This window comes from Bacillus sp. SRL543 (assembly GCF_984799205.1).
In genome coordinates this window covers 4922534-4936324 of sequence record NZ_OZ481794.1, presented here as the reverse complement: position 1 = coordinate 4936324, position 13791 = coordinate 4922534, and the positions used below count along the sequence as shown (strand labels likewise).

The following is a 13791-nucleotide window of genomic DNA, read 5'->3' as shown; positions in this document are numbered from 1 at the left end:
AGTTACTCCTTGCCCGAATGGGCCGCTTAGACCAAAAGGAGGTGTAATGAGATGAGAAAGTACGAAATCATGTACGTCATCCGTCCAAACATTGAAGATGAGGCTAAAAAGGCTCTTGTAGAGCGTTTTAACTCTATCCTGACTGATAATGGTGCGGAACTGACTGAATCAAAAGACTGGGGCAAACGCCGCCTGGCTTACGAAATCAACGATTTCCGTGACGGCTACTACCAGTTGATCCACCTGAACGCGGAAACTGCTGCAGTGGACGAGTTCACTCGCCTTGCTAAGATCAGCGAAGATATCATCCGCCACATGGTTGTTAAAGACGAAAAGTAAGACTTGATATAGACTAGTTTTAAATAAGGAAGGAGTTGATTCTGATGATGAACCGTGTTGTTCTTGTCGGACGTTTAACGAAAGATCCTGAGTTAAGGTACACGCCAAATGGAGTGCCCGTTGCTTCCTTCACACTTGCTGTTAACCGTACTTTTACGAATCAGCAGGGAGAAAGGGAAGCTGACTTCATCAACTGTGTGATCTGGCGCCGTCCAGCTGAAAACGTCGCAAACTTCCTTAAAAAGGGAAGCCTTGCCGGTGTTGATGGACGCCTGCAGACCCGCAGCTATGAGGGACAGGATGGCAAGCGCGTCTACGTTACAGAAGTAATGGCAGACAGCGTTCAGTTCCTGGAGCCGAAAAATGCTTCAGGCGGAGGCCCGAGCGGCGGCCGGAATGACGGAAACTATGGCGGTCCTTCAAGAGAGCAGGATTTCCCATATGGAAATAATGATCAGAATCAGCGCCAGAATAATAACCGCAGCAATCAGGGGTATACGCGTGTGGATGAAGATCCATTCGCAAACGATGGCCAAATCGACATTTCCGATGACGATCTGCCATTCTGATCCCCTTGATTGGACGGGAACAATATAATACACCCAAAAGGAGGGAAATGACATGGCATTTGGAGGAGGACGCAGAGGCGGACGTGCAAAACGCCGTAAAGTTTGCTATTTCACAGCAAACGGAATCACTCACATCGACTACAAAGATGTAGATCTTCTGAAAAAATTCATCTCTGAGCGCGGTAAAATTTTACCACGCCGTGTAACTGGTACAAACGCTAAATACCAACGTAAATTGACTGTTGCTATCAAGCGTGCGCGTATCATGGCATTATTGCCTTACGTTTCAGGTGAATAATATATAATAAAGAAGGGCGCCTTATGGGTGTCCTTCTTTTTTTGATACATAAATGATTGTTTTGGAAGCTTGAGGCCCACAGGATGTGGGTCATGCAGACGTTGCCACAGGACGTGGCGTTTTTAGTCTGCGTTCCTTAATAAGTCACCCTCCGCATTTCAGAAGGTTGAACCGAGCCTTCATACCCGATAAAATAGTAATAGGAATATGTCTTTGGCCTGCTGCTGACTGCAGCTTAGTATAAAGAAAATTTGAGAGGTGAAGCAGTGAAGAACGTCCATAAGTTGACTTCGGGTGCCGTCATGCTGGCAGTGTTTGCTGTCCTGATGCTGCTCACCCTTTACGTCCCTGTCCTGGGGATCGTCACGAATCTTTTTTTGGCAGCGCCGTTTATTTTATTTGCTGCAACGAATGACCGCAAAAGTTCGCTGGTCTTTTTGACAGGGGGCATACTCATTTCGCTGATTGTCGGGACGATCCTGGCGATTCCGCTTGCGCTGACCTATGGAATAACAGGTACGGTAATTGGGGACTTTATCCGGGAGAAAAAGCCGCGGTTCAGTATGTTTATGGCAAGCTCCCTTGCCTTTCTGATCCTGTTTGTTGCCCAGTATGTGATTGCGGTTCAGTTCTTCGAGCTGAATGTGATAAAAGAATCGTTTGACTTTTTAAAGCAGCTTGTCGACAAGGCGGTTTCCTTGATGGAAAGTATGGGACAGCCACTTAATGAAAAGAAGGCAGATCAGCTGTATAGCAGTCTTGAAATGGCTGAGACACTGATACCGACCTCATTGATCATACTCTCGTTTGTTATGGTCTTGATCCTGCAGGCAGTATCCATGCCGATCGTTAAGAGGTTCGGCGTCACCATGGAAAAATGGGGCGAGTTCCGGAATCTGTCCCTGCCTAAGAGCGTACTCTGGTATTATCTGATCACCATCATTTGTGCCATGCTCCTGAAGCCGGAGGAAGGAACAGTCCTTTTTGATGCGTTCATAAACCTGAGCTTTATCCTGCAGCTGCTCATGATTGTGCAGGGGCTCTCGCTCGTTTTTTATTTCTGCCACATGAAAGGCTATCCAAAGGCCGTGCCGGTCATCGCCGCTGTCCTGAGCTTCATCCTGCCTTTTCTCCTTTATATTATCAGGATATTAGGTATAATTGACTTAGGATTCAATTTGAAAAAATGGTTAAAAGAAAAAGTCTGACACTACTGTAGGAGCTGAAAACATGCCATCGTATTTAGAAAAGCGATCCATCCGCTATCCGCTCTATTGGCTGATGGGTATAACAGTGGTGGTCCTTGGGATATTGGCATATTACAACTGGATCCTTGGCCTGGCAGGCGTGCTGCTGATCGTGCTGCCATTCTATTTCATTTTTATGATAGAATACCGCCAGCGCCGGGAAACAGAAGAGTATATATCAACACTCTCATACCGTGTCAAAAAAGTCGGCGAAGAAGCTCTGATGGAAATGCCGATCGGGATCATGCTCTTCAATGAAGAGATGTATATCGAGTGGACAAATCCATTCCTGGCTTCCTGCTTTGACGAAGATACACTGGTTGGAAGATCGCTTTATGATGCAGCAGAAACACTCGTCCCTTTGATCAAGCAAGAGGTAGAATCAGAAATCATCACTCTCTACGAACGGAAATTCAGGGTCATACATAAGCCGGAAGAACGGCTCCTGTATTTCTTTGATGTGACTGAGCAAACGGAAATTGAAAAACTGTATGAAGATGAACGGACCGTCCTGGCCATCATCTTCTTGGATAATTATGATGAGCTGACACAGGGGATGGATGACCAGACGAGAAGCAGCCTGAATAATCTTGTCACCTCCCTCCTCAATAAATGGGCGACGGAAAATGGGGTATTCCTGAAAAGGATTTCCTCTGAGCGCTTTATTGCGGTGTTCAATGAAAATATTCTCCAGCTGCTTGAAAGAGGGAAGTTCACCATCCTCGACGATGTCAGGGAAACGAGCTCGACCCAGAATGTACCGCTCACCTTGAGCATCGGCGTGGGTTCTGGCGTCTCTTCCCTGCCTGAGCTCGGTTCGCTGGCACAGTCCAGCCTCGATCTTGCCCTCGGCAGGGGCGGCGACCAGGTGGCCATCAAGCAGCCGAATGGAAAGGTCAAATTTTTCGGCGGCAAGACCAATCCTGTTGAAAAAAGGACGAGGGTCCGCGCCAGGGTGATTTCCCACGCGCTGAAGGAATTGATCACCGAAAGCGATAAAGTCATCATCATGGGCCATAAAAGCCCGGATATGGACGCTGTAGGCGCTTCGATCGGCATCCTGAAGGTGGCGGAGATGAACCAGTGCGAAGGCTATGTGGTCATGAATTTCCAGGATATCGATACAGGCGTACAGCGGATGATGAAGGAAATCCGCAAGAACGAGTCCCTCTTTTCGCGTTTTATCAGCCCTGAGGAGGCGCTTGAGATTGCGACAGATGATACTCTGCTTGTTGTGGTGGATACCCATAAGCCTTCGCTTGTCATCGAGGAGCGCCTGCTCAGCAAGATCGAACATGTTGTGGTCATCGACCATCACAGGCGCGGGGAGGAATTCATCAAGAATCCGCTGCTCGTCTATATGGAGCCGTATGCGTCCTCAACAGCAGAGCTTGTCACCGAGCTGCTTGAATACCAGCCGAAGAAAGGCCGGATTGAAATGCTTGAAGCAACAGCCCTGCTTGCCGGGATCATCGTCGATACGAAAAGCTTTACGCTCAGGACCGGCGCCCGCACCTTTGATGCCGCCTCCTATCTTCGCGGCCAGGGAGCGGATACCGTCCTTGTCCAGAAGTTCCTTAAGGAAAATGTCGATACCTATGTGAAGCGGGCCAAGCTGATTGAGACAGTATCCCTCTACAGGGAAGGGCTGGCGATTGCGAAAGGAAGCACTGACCAGATGTTCGATCAGGTCCTGATTGCCCAGACAGCCGACACACTCCTGACAATGGACGGAATCGATGCCTCTTTTGTCATTTCCAAAAGGGCAGATAATCTGGTCGGCATCAGCGCCCGCTCGCTCGGCGATGTGAATGTCCAGATCATCATGGAAAGCCTTGACGGCGGAGGGCATCTTACCAATGCAGCGACACAGCTGACAGACACAACAGTCGATGAGGCGGAAGAGCGCCTTCATCAGGCCATAGATGATTACTTTGAAGGGAGACGGAAAGAATGAAAGTCATTTTCTTAAAAGATGTTAAAGGTAAAGGGAAAAAAGGGGAAGTAAAAAACGTGGCTGACGGTTATGCCCATAACTTCCTATTGAAGCAGGGGCTTGCCATCGAGGCGAACCAGGCAAATGTCAGCACATTGAGTGCACAGAAAAAGAAAGAAGAAAAGGTTGCCGCAAATGAGCTGGAAGAAGCGAAAGAGCTTAAAGAAAATCTGGAAAAGATCACCGTCGAATTCTCAGCAAAGTCCGGTGAAGGCGGAAGATTGTTCGGCTCTATCACAAGCAAGCAGATTGCTGAAGAACTGAACAAAAAGAACGGCATCAAAATCGACAAGCGCAAAATTGAGCTTAGCGATGCGATCCGCACACTGGGCTATACAAAGGTTCCTGTAAAGCTTCATACTGAAGTAACAGCTACTTTGAATGTCCATGTAAAAGAAGTAAACTAATTTTGGAAGTTCCATTTACAGATAAACATGTTAAAATATAAGAGTTGAGAGAAATGTGGTCGGTGCAAGCTGATCACATTTTTCCTGCTTAATCGGCCTTTTTTATGAATTCAATGGACTTTTGCATAGATTATATAATAGATAAAAAGATAGATAGGCATTAAGAGGGAGTTGGAATAGATGAGTGATCTGTTTGCAGACAGGCTGCCCCCGCAGAATATAGAAGCGGAGCAGGCCGTGCTCGGTGCCATTTTCCTGGAGCCGGCATCTCTGACGCTGGCATCTGAGATGCTGATTCCGGAAGACTTCTACCGGGCAGCCCACCAGAAGATTTACAACGTAATGCTGAAGCTCAATGACGCAGGGAAAGCTGTTGACCTTGTCACCGTCACAGAGGAACTGGCAGCTTCCAAGCTGCTAGAGGATACCGGCGGAGTCAGCTATTTGAGTGAATTGGCAGGATCTGTGCCGACAGCCGCCAATATTGAATACTATGCCAGGATCGTCGAGGAGAAATCACTCCTCAGAAGATTGATCCGGACGGCGACTGGCATCGCCCAGGATGGCTATTCCCGTGAGGATGAGGTCGAAGTCCTGCTTGGCGAGGCAGAAAAGAACATCCTTGAGGTGGCCCAGCGCAAAAATGCCGGCGCCTTCCATAATATTAAAGATGTGCTTGTGCGCACTTACGATAATATTGAAGTCATGCATAACCGCAAAGGTGATATCACCGGGATCCCGACAGGATTTGCTGAGCTGGATAAAATGACTGCCGGATTCCAGCGCAATGACCTGATCATCGTTGGGGCACGTCCTTCGGTAGGTAAAACGGCCTTTGCCCTGAATATAGCCCAGAATGTCGCTACCAAAACGAATGAAAACATTGCGATTTTCAGTCTTGAGATGGGTGCAGAGCAGCTTGTCATGCGTATGCTCTGCGCTGAAGGCAATATTGACGCCCAAAGGCTCCGGACCGGCTCCCTGACAGATGATGACTGGGGCAAGCTGACGATGGCGATGGGAAGCCTCTCCAACGCAGGAATCTTCATCGATGACACGCCGGGTGTAAGGATCACCGAAATCCGTTCCAAGTGCCGCCGCCTGAAGCAGGAGCATGGCCTTGGCATGATCCTGATCGACTATTTGCAGCTGATCTTAGGAAGCGGCCGCTCCGGCGAGAACCGCCAGCAGGAAGTATCGGAAATCTCCCGTTCCCTGAAGGCGCTCGCGCGTGAGCTCCAGGTTCCCGTCATCGCCCTGTCCCAGCTCTCCCGTGGAGTGGAGCAGCGCCAGGACAAGCGCCCGATGATGTCCGACATCCGTGAATCCGGAAGCATCGAGCAGGATGCCGATATCGTGGCATTCCTGTACCGTGACGATTATTATGATAAAGAATCAGAAGACAAGAACATCATTGAAATTATCATCGCCAAGCAGCGTAACGGCCCGGTCGGGACCGTCCAGCTGGCGTTCGTGAAGGAATATAATAAATTCGTCAATCTCGAGAAAAGATTTGATGACTCAGGCATGCCGCCTGGTGCATAAAGCCGCAGTTCTGTACTGCGGCTTTTTTCTGTGGAAAAAAGAGTAGGACCTTCCCCGATCTGAATAAGGGAATCAGTGACAGGCTGAAAAATAAGCGGAAAAATTCCCCCTAACTTCGAAAAAACCCAAAAAATAGCTCAAATAAACGGAGAAATTCCGACTATCGACTCAAAAAATCGGAAAATGGGCGACTTTGTTCCACTTTACCGGAAATTCTCCGCTTATTTTTACCCACCCGTGCCATATTCAGCAGCCTAACCGGAAAAGCTCCGCTTATTTTTGGGCGTGCTGGTCACTCAGTTAAGGACAAGACTTCCTGTTTCTTTAAACCATCATTATTCTGCACCGTTAGCTGAATCAGCCTCTCGTTTGAAATACCATAAGAGTTGTATTAATTAAAAGCAATAATCTTTACGAAAAGAGCCTCTGAAAAAAGAATAGGACCTTCCTCATAAGCAGAAACTAAGTAAAGATTTCTTTGGTTTGTTTTACGAACATATTTTTATGTTTTCTTTAAAAATGTTCGTGTTTTATTGACTTTTATCGCTTTCCCTTGGTAAAATTAGAGTTGTTTGAAGAACGGATACATATTTAACACTCTTTGGAGGTGCTTTGTAAATGTCATCAGTCGTTGTAGTTGGAACTCAATGGGGAGATGAAGGAAAAGGAAAGATTACAGACTTCCTTTCAGAAAATGCTGAAGTGATTGCCCGCTACCAGGGAGGAAATAATGCCGGCCATACAATTAAGTTTGGCGGCGAGACATATAAGCTTCATTTGATTCCGTCCGGAATTTTTTATAAAGAGAAAGTTTGTGTCATCGGAAACGGCATGGTTGTGGATCCGAAGGCTTTGCTCAAGGAGCTTGCGTATCTGCATGAGAGAAATGTCACAACCGATAATCTGCGCATCTCAAACCGAGCGCATGTGATCCTGCCTTACCATCTGAAGCTTGATGAAGTGGAAGAGGAAAGAAAAGGCGCCAACAAGATCGGTACCACCAAGAAGGGCATCGGGCCTGCGTACATGGATAAGGCTGCCCGCAACGGCATCCGCATCGCCGATCTTCTTGACCGCGAAGTGTTCGAAGAGAAGCTGCAGCGCAATCTTGAAGAAAAGAACCGCCTGCTGGAGCGCTTCTACGAAACAGATGGCTTCAAGCTTGAGGATATTCTTGAAGAGTATTATGAGTATGGACAGCAGATCAAGCAGTATGTGTGCGACACGTCTGTCGTGCTGAACGATGCGCTTGATGAAGGCCGCCGTGTCCTGTTTGAAGGTGCACAGGGCGTTATGCTAGACATCGACCAGGGGACATACCCGTTTGTTACTTCTTCCAACCCGGTTGCGGGCGGCGTAACGATCGGTTCAGGCGTCGGCCCTACGAAAATCAAGCATGTTGTCGGTGTTTCAAAGGCCTATACAACGCGTGTCGGCGACGGCCCGTTCCCGACTGAGCTTGATAATGAGATCGGCAGCCAGATCCGTGAGGTCGGCCGTGAGTATGGCACAACCACAGGCCGTGCACGCCGCGTCGGCTGGTTCGACAGCGTTGTTGTCCGCCACGCCCGCAGGGTCAGCGGCATCACAGACCTGTCACTGAATTCTATTGATGTTCTGACAGGGATTGAATCGCTGAAAATCTGTGTTGCTTACCGCTACAAAGGCGAAGTGATTGAAGAGTTCCCGGCGAGCCTGAAGGTGCTTGCTGAATGTGAGCCTGTGTATGAAGAGCTCCCAGGCTGGACTGAGGATATCACTGGCTGCAAGTCGCTGGATGAGCTTCCGGCCAATGCCCGCCATTACCTTGAAAGAGTTGCCCAGCTGACAGGCATTCCATTGTCCATCTTCTCTGTCGGCCCGGACCGCTCACAGACAAATGTTGTCATGAGCCCTTGGCGCCAGAATTAATAGGTTGAAGCCCTCGCTATGGGGGCTTTTTTTATTTGAAAAATTTCACAAGGATTGGGCGGCATTATGGGCTGTTAATTTCCGTTCCAGGCACTTCGCTTTCCGCGGGGTGGCGCTGAGCCTCCTCCGAGCAAGCTCTTGCGGGGTCTCAGCATTGCCGCTGCTTTCCCGCAGGAGTCTACGTGCCTTGCACTCCAATTAACAGGGTTTTTATACACTATGGGGCTTGGGATCATTCACAGAACTCACATATAGCCCCTTAATATCTATCCCTTTTGACGAACCAATCCATTTTCCCCTATGATTAGCATACATAAGGAGATTTTTGTCAGGGGGGATAGTATGAACATTCTGGTTGTGGAGGATGACCGGACGATTGCGGCGGGACTGGAATATTCTTTGCAGAATGAAAAGTACGGTACATTTGTATGCCATGATGCCGCAGGGGCGCGGGAATTGATTCGGACGAAGCTGGATGAGATTGACCTTTGCCTGTTTGATCTGGGGCTGCCTGATGGAAGCGGGTATGATTTGTGCTCGCTTGTGAAAAAGCAGAGCGATCTGCCTGTCATTTTCCTGACGGCCATGGACGAGGAAGTGAATGTCGTGATGGGGCTGGATATGGGGGCGGATGATTATATCACGAAGCCATTCCGTGTCCGTGAGCTGCTGTCGCGCATCCGGTCAGTGCTGCGCCGCTATGATAAACAGGACAGGCAGATTGTCACCTTCCAGTCCATCACGGTCCATACCGGCGAAGGGAAGGTCTATAAGCACGGGGAAGAGATTCAGCTGACAGCCCTGGAGTACCGCCTCCTCCTGATTTTTGCGAACCATAAGGGACAGGTGCTGACGAGGAGCCAGCTGCTGGATAAAATCTGGGACGTTGCAGGAGATTTTGTGAACGATAATACACTTACGGTCTACATAAAGCGCCTAAGGGAAAAACTCGAGGACGATCCGCAGAAGCCTTCCATCATCAAGACTGTCCGCGGACTCGGCTACAAGGCAGGCGACTGATATGCTGCGGAATAAAGAATACCTGACTTTTTTGTTGATAGCCGTCGGTCTTGCAGTACTATGTGTGATGCTATCCTTCCTTTTATCCTGGCAGGCAGCCCTGGCAGCTGGAACAGCTTCTATCCTTCTTTTAGCTGCCTTCCTGATTTTCACCTCCTGGCGCTACCGTGAAATTGAAAAGCTATCACGCTATTTAAGGAAGATAAGCAGCGGGGATTATATGCTCGATGTCCGGGATAATCATGAGGGAGAACTCAGCATCCTGAAATCGGAAATTTATAAGGTCACCATCAGGCTCTCAGAGCAAAGCGCCCTCCTTCAGGAAGATAAAACGAAGCTGACAGACGCCATCTCGGATATTTCCCACCAATTGAAGACGCCTCTTACTTCCATGATGGTCATGTCTGACTTATTGAGCGACCAGTCACTGGAGGTTGGTAAGCGGAAGGAATTCAACCGCCGCATTCAGGTGCAGCTTGAACGGATTGAATGGCTTGTTTCCTCCCTCCTGAAGCTTTCTAAGATCGACGCAGGAACAGCTCTTTTTAAAACCGAAAAGGTAGATGTACAGCAGCTGATCAAGGAGGCCGCTGAGCCTTTGCTGATTCCGATGGAGCTTAAAGAACTGGAACTCAATGTCAGAGGCGGGGAAGGGACATTTTTTACAGGGGACCATAATTGGACGAAGGAAGCATTGATCAATATCATCAAAAACAGCGTTGAGCATTCCAGTGAAAAAGGAAGTATCAGCATCAGCTGCAGCCAAAATCCGCTCCTCACTGAAATTATCATTGAAGATGATGGCAAGGGGATCCCTAAAGAAGAACTCCCCTATATTTTCAAGCGCTTTTACCGTGGAAAAAATGCCTCGGAGGATAGCGTCGGCATCGGCCTCGCCATGGCATACGGAATCATGAAAAGGCAGGGCGGAGATATTGAAGTGGCCAGTAAACAGGGGATCGGGACAAGATTCACACTGAAGTTTTATCACCAGGTCATTTAGCAGATGACTAAATTGTCACTTTGGAGTCACGCTAGAGTCATTTTCGCCAGATATACTGAACCTATCAAAACATTGGAGGCTCTAGCATGGAAATCTTGAAGATCGAGAATCTGTCTAAAGTGTACGGAAGCGGAGATACCGCTGTTAAGGCATTGGATGATGTATCTTTTACTGTCAATAAAGGAGAATTTGTTGCCATCATCGGCCCATCAGGATCCGGGAAATCGACTCTCCTGCATATGCTTGGCGGGGTGGACCGCCCTACCGGCGGGCGTGTGCTGGTCGATAACACTGATATTTACAAACTGAATGAAACGCAGCTGGCCATCTTCAGGAGAAGGCAGATCGGGCTGATCTACCAATTTTACAATCTGATCCCGATTTTGAGCGTAGAGGAAAATATTACGCTCCCGATGCTGCTTGACGGGCAGAAGGTCGACCAGGGGCAGCTTAATGAAATTGTCGGGATTCTTGGACTGCAGAACCGCCTGTCCCATCTGCCAAACCAGCTGTCAGGCGGGCAGCAGCAGCGCGTATCCATCGGCCGTGCTCTCGTCAGCCGTCCCGCCATCATGCTTGCTGACGAACCGACCGGGAATCTGGACAGCCGCAATAGCGGTGAAATCATGGAGCTTTTGAAAATGTTCAATAAAACCTATAAGCAGACACTGATTGTCATCACCCATGATGAGCGGATCGCGATGCAGGCTGACCGGGTCATTTCCATAGAAGACGGTAAGGTTGCTAAGAATGAGGTCATCCGGCCATGAATATCATGAACAAGCTGACATTGCGGCATTTGAAAAAGAACAGAAGAAGGACGCTTGTCACGATTATTGGTGTCATCATATCGGTCGCCATGGTTTCAGCGGTTTCGACACTGTTTGTCTCATTCCTGGGGATGATGAAGCAGGATGCGGTCCAGTATTCGGGGGATTGGCATGTCATCTATCATGATGTTTCAGAAAGCCAGATGGATGCGATCAGGAAGGATGAGCAGACGGAAACGCTGTTTCTCACAAAGGACAGGGGATATGCACCGATTGAAAGCCCCTCTAATAAAAGCAGGCCATACTTGTTCATAAAGGAATTCGATGCACAGGGGTTTGAGCAGTTCCCGGTTGAATTAATCGAAGGGCGCCTTCCGAAAAAAGAAAGCGAAGTCCTTTTTCCAAAAGAAGTTTTGGATAAGCAGAACCGCCAAATAGGCGATGAAATCACCCTTGAAATTGGGGAGCGGCATGTCCCCGATGATGACCGCTCTTTTGGCCAGGGAGATTCATTGTTCCTGCTTATGGAAGATGATGAAACAAAGGTCATTGAAACATTAAACAAAAAAGAGGAAGCCGCCTTTACAATCGTTGGGTCGATCAAGCGTCCGGAATGGGAGCCATATTCCGCACCCGGCTATACGATGATCAGCTTAATGGAACAGGATATTTTTGATAGCGGTGCTGCTGACATAGGCGTAACGGTGAAAAAGGTGAACCGGTCCCTCTACGAGCATGCTGAGGAGCTTGCCGAAAAGAATGGGATCGAAAAAGTCAGCTTTAATAATGAGCTATTGCGGTACTATGGGGTGACCAATGATGATAACTTGAATGTTACGCTGTATTCCCTTGCAGCCATCATTATGCTGGTCATCATGATTGGATCTGTATCCCTGATCTATAATGCCTTTGCAATCAGCGTGTCCGAGCGGGCCCGGCACCTCGGCATGCTTTCAAGTGTTGGTGCAACTAAAACACAGAAACGCAATTCAGTCTTTTTTGAAGGGACGGTAGTCGGGTTAATATCGATTCCAATTGGCCTGCTGGCAGGAATCGGCGGCATCCTGGCAACCTTTTGGGTGATGAATAGGACGTTTGAAGATGTGCTCGGGATAGACACGGGGCTGGCTTTAACAGTGACGCCGATGTCCGTCCTGCTCTCTTGTGCAATTTCAATTCTTACCATCTTCATCTCCACCTATATGCCGGCACGGAAGGCATCAAAGGTCTCTGCCATTGATGCCATCAGGCAAAGCCAGGATGTGAAGCTGACAGGCAAAGCGGTTAAGACATCCAAACTGGTCAGGAAGATCTTCGGCCTCGAGGCTGAAATCGGCTTGAAGAATCTGAAACGGAATAAAAGGAGATACCAGGTGACGGTATTCTCGCTGGTCATCACGATTGTTCTTTTTCTGGCAGTGTCCTATTTTACTGCAAACCTGAAGCAGTCGATTACGATGACACAGGTGAACTATAATTATGATGTACAGATATACAGTTTAGATGATAATCCTGCAGATCTTGAGCCTTTAAGGAATCTCGACCATGTGAGTGAAGCATCTTTAATGGAGCAGGCACATTATTCGACATGGATAGCTGAATCAAAGCTGCCGGATGATGTGAAGGCACAGAATGGTTATGAAGAAATGATCCAGGATGGAAAGCACCCTTATTCTTTAAGCCTTCATGGAATGGATGATAAAAGTTTCAAAAGATATGCAGATCAAATCGGAGCCAATGTAAATGAGCTTCAGGATAAAGCGATTATCCTCAATAAATTCATGTATGAAGATGGACAGACTCGCAAAAAGATAGAAACGAATGGAATCAATGGAAAGCCGGGGGATATGCTTGAGCTCTATCTCTCAGAAAATGAGAGTCCAATCGGGTCTGTTGAAATTGGTTATGCTTCTGAAGAGGCGCCGATGGGCGTAATGCCGCTCGGCAATTATGAGGTCCATCTTTTGATGCCGCAGAAAATGATCGATCAGCTAAAGCAGGATGGAGTGGAAACATCTTACAATTTATTCTTGGACAGCTCAAAGCCTGAAGCTATCCAAGAACAGCTTGATAAGATTGAATCGGAAAATCTCATGATATATAATGTTCAACAAATCCGGGAACGGGATGAGCAGATGGTTGCATTCATGTCTGTCTTTACTTATGGCTTCATTGCACTGATTTCCGCCATTTCAATCGCCAATATCTTTAACACCATATCAACCAGCATTGCACTCCGGGGCCGTGAATTCGCTATGCTGAGATCAATCGGGATGACACCGAAGGGCTTTAATAAAATGATTAACTATGAAAGCATTTTTTATGGAATCAAGGCCCTGCTGTACGGACTTCCTATCTCGCTCGGCGTCATGCTGCTCATGTACTGGTCATTGCAGAATACATTCCAATATTCATTTGCCGTACCATGGATAAGCGTTCTGATCGCCATCGCTGCGATTTTCATTATCGTGAGCGCCGCCATGCTTTATTCCATTCAAAAGGTGAAAAAGCAGAACATCATTGATGGCCTGAAGCAGGAAAATATCTAAAAAACATAGGCCTCTCCAGTGCAAAAAGGAGAGGCATATGTTTGCTTTTAGCTGAGGATGGTATACAGATAGAGGCAGCATTCTAGCTTGCAAAATATTTTTTGAAAAATAAGTTGCAATAGTTTTAGAATCTATGA

Annotated in this window: 12 protein-coding genes; all 12 read left to right on the top strand. The window is 47.8% G+C overall.

Annotation, left to right across the window (positions count from 1 at the left end; genetic code table 11):
* The first annotated feature begins 51 nt into the window (after positions 1–51).
* The 12 genes from rpsF to AC4E8B_RS25035 all read left to right on the top strand — a co-directional run bounded on the left by rpsF (position 52) and on the right by AC4E8B_RS25035 (position 13654).
* Positions 52–339: a 30S ribosomal protein S6 gene (rpsF, locus tag AC4E8B_RS25090; protein WP_490216257.1), complete on the top strand. Its 288-nt coding sequence runs from the start codon at positions 52–54 to the stop codon at positions 337–339.
* A 44-nt stretch (positions 340–383) separates the two neighbouring features.
* Positions 384–908: a single-stranded DNA-binding protein gene (gene ssb / locus AC4E8B_RS25085; RefSeq protein WP_490216256.1), complete on the top strand. Its 525-nt coding sequence runs from the start codon at positions 384–386 to the stop codon at positions 906–908.
* 52 nt (positions 909–960) lie between these two features.
* The gene (gene rpsR / locus AC4E8B_RS25080; protein WP_009796290.1) at positions 961–1206 is read left to right on the top strand and encodes a 30S ribosomal protein S18; all 246 of its coding nucleotides are present in this window, start codon (positions 961–963) and stop codon (positions 1204–1206) included.
* Between the two features lie 266 nt (positions 1207–1472).
* Positions 1473–2414 (top strand): YybS family protein, encoded by a 942-nt coding sequence (locus AC4E8B_RS25075; protein ID WP_490216255.1) that lies wholly within the window; start codon positions 1473–1475, stop codon positions 2412–2414.
* A 22-nt stretch (positions 2415–2436) separates the two neighbouring features.
* A complete protein-coding gene (locus tag AC4E8B_RS25070) occupies positions 2437–4410 on the top strand; it encodes a DHH family phosphoesterase (protein WP_490216254.1) in 1974 nt (657 codons plus the stop codon).
* Entirely contained in the window at positions 4407–4856 is a 450-nt protein-coding gene (rplI, locus tag AC4E8B_RS25065; protein WP_490216253.1) for a 50S ribosomal protein L9, read from the top strand. The genes AC4E8B_RS25070 and rplI overlap by 4 nt, the downstream gene beginning before the upstream one ends.
* A 180-nt stretch (positions 4857–5036) precedes the next feature.
* Positions 5037–6401: a replicative DNA helicase gene (gene dnaB, locus AC4E8B_RS25060; protein ID WP_490216252.1), complete on the top strand. Its 1365-nt coding sequence runs from the start codon at positions 5037–5039 to the stop codon at positions 6399–6401.
* A gap of 618 nt (positions 6402–7019) precedes the next feature.
* Positions 7020–8312, top strand: a complete 1293-nt coding sequence (locus AC4E8B_RS25055; protein ID WP_490216251.1) for an adenylosuccinate synthase — start codon at positions 7020–7022, stop codon at positions 8310–8312.
* Between the two features lie 342 nt (positions 8313–8654).
* Positions 8655–9332 carry a response regulator transcription factor gene (locus AC4E8B_RS25050; protein WP_490216250.1) on the top strand — a complete coding sequence of 226 codons (678 nt, stop codon included), beginning with the start codon at positions 8655–8657 and terminating at the stop codon, positions 9330–9332.
* A gap of 1 nt (position 9333) precedes the next feature.
* Positions 9334–10335 (top strand): sensor histidine kinase, encoded by a 1002-nt coding sequence (locus AC4E8B_RS25045; protein ID WP_490216249.1) that lies wholly within the window; start codon positions 9334–9336, stop codon positions 10333–10335.
* Positions 10336–10421: 86 nt separating this feature from the next.
* Entirely contained in the window at positions 10422–11105 is a 684-nt protein-coding gene (locus tag AC4E8B_RS25040; protein ID WP_490216248.1) for an ABC transporter ATP-binding protein, read from the top strand.
* A complete protein-coding gene (locus AC4E8B_RS25035; protein ID WP_490216247.1) occupies positions 11102–13654 on the top strand; it encodes an FtsX-like permease family protein in 2553 nt (850 codons plus the stop codon). Before AC4E8B_RS25040 ends, AC4E8B_RS25035 begins: the two co-directional genes overlap by 4 nt.
* Positions 13655–13791: the final 137 nt, after the last annotated feature.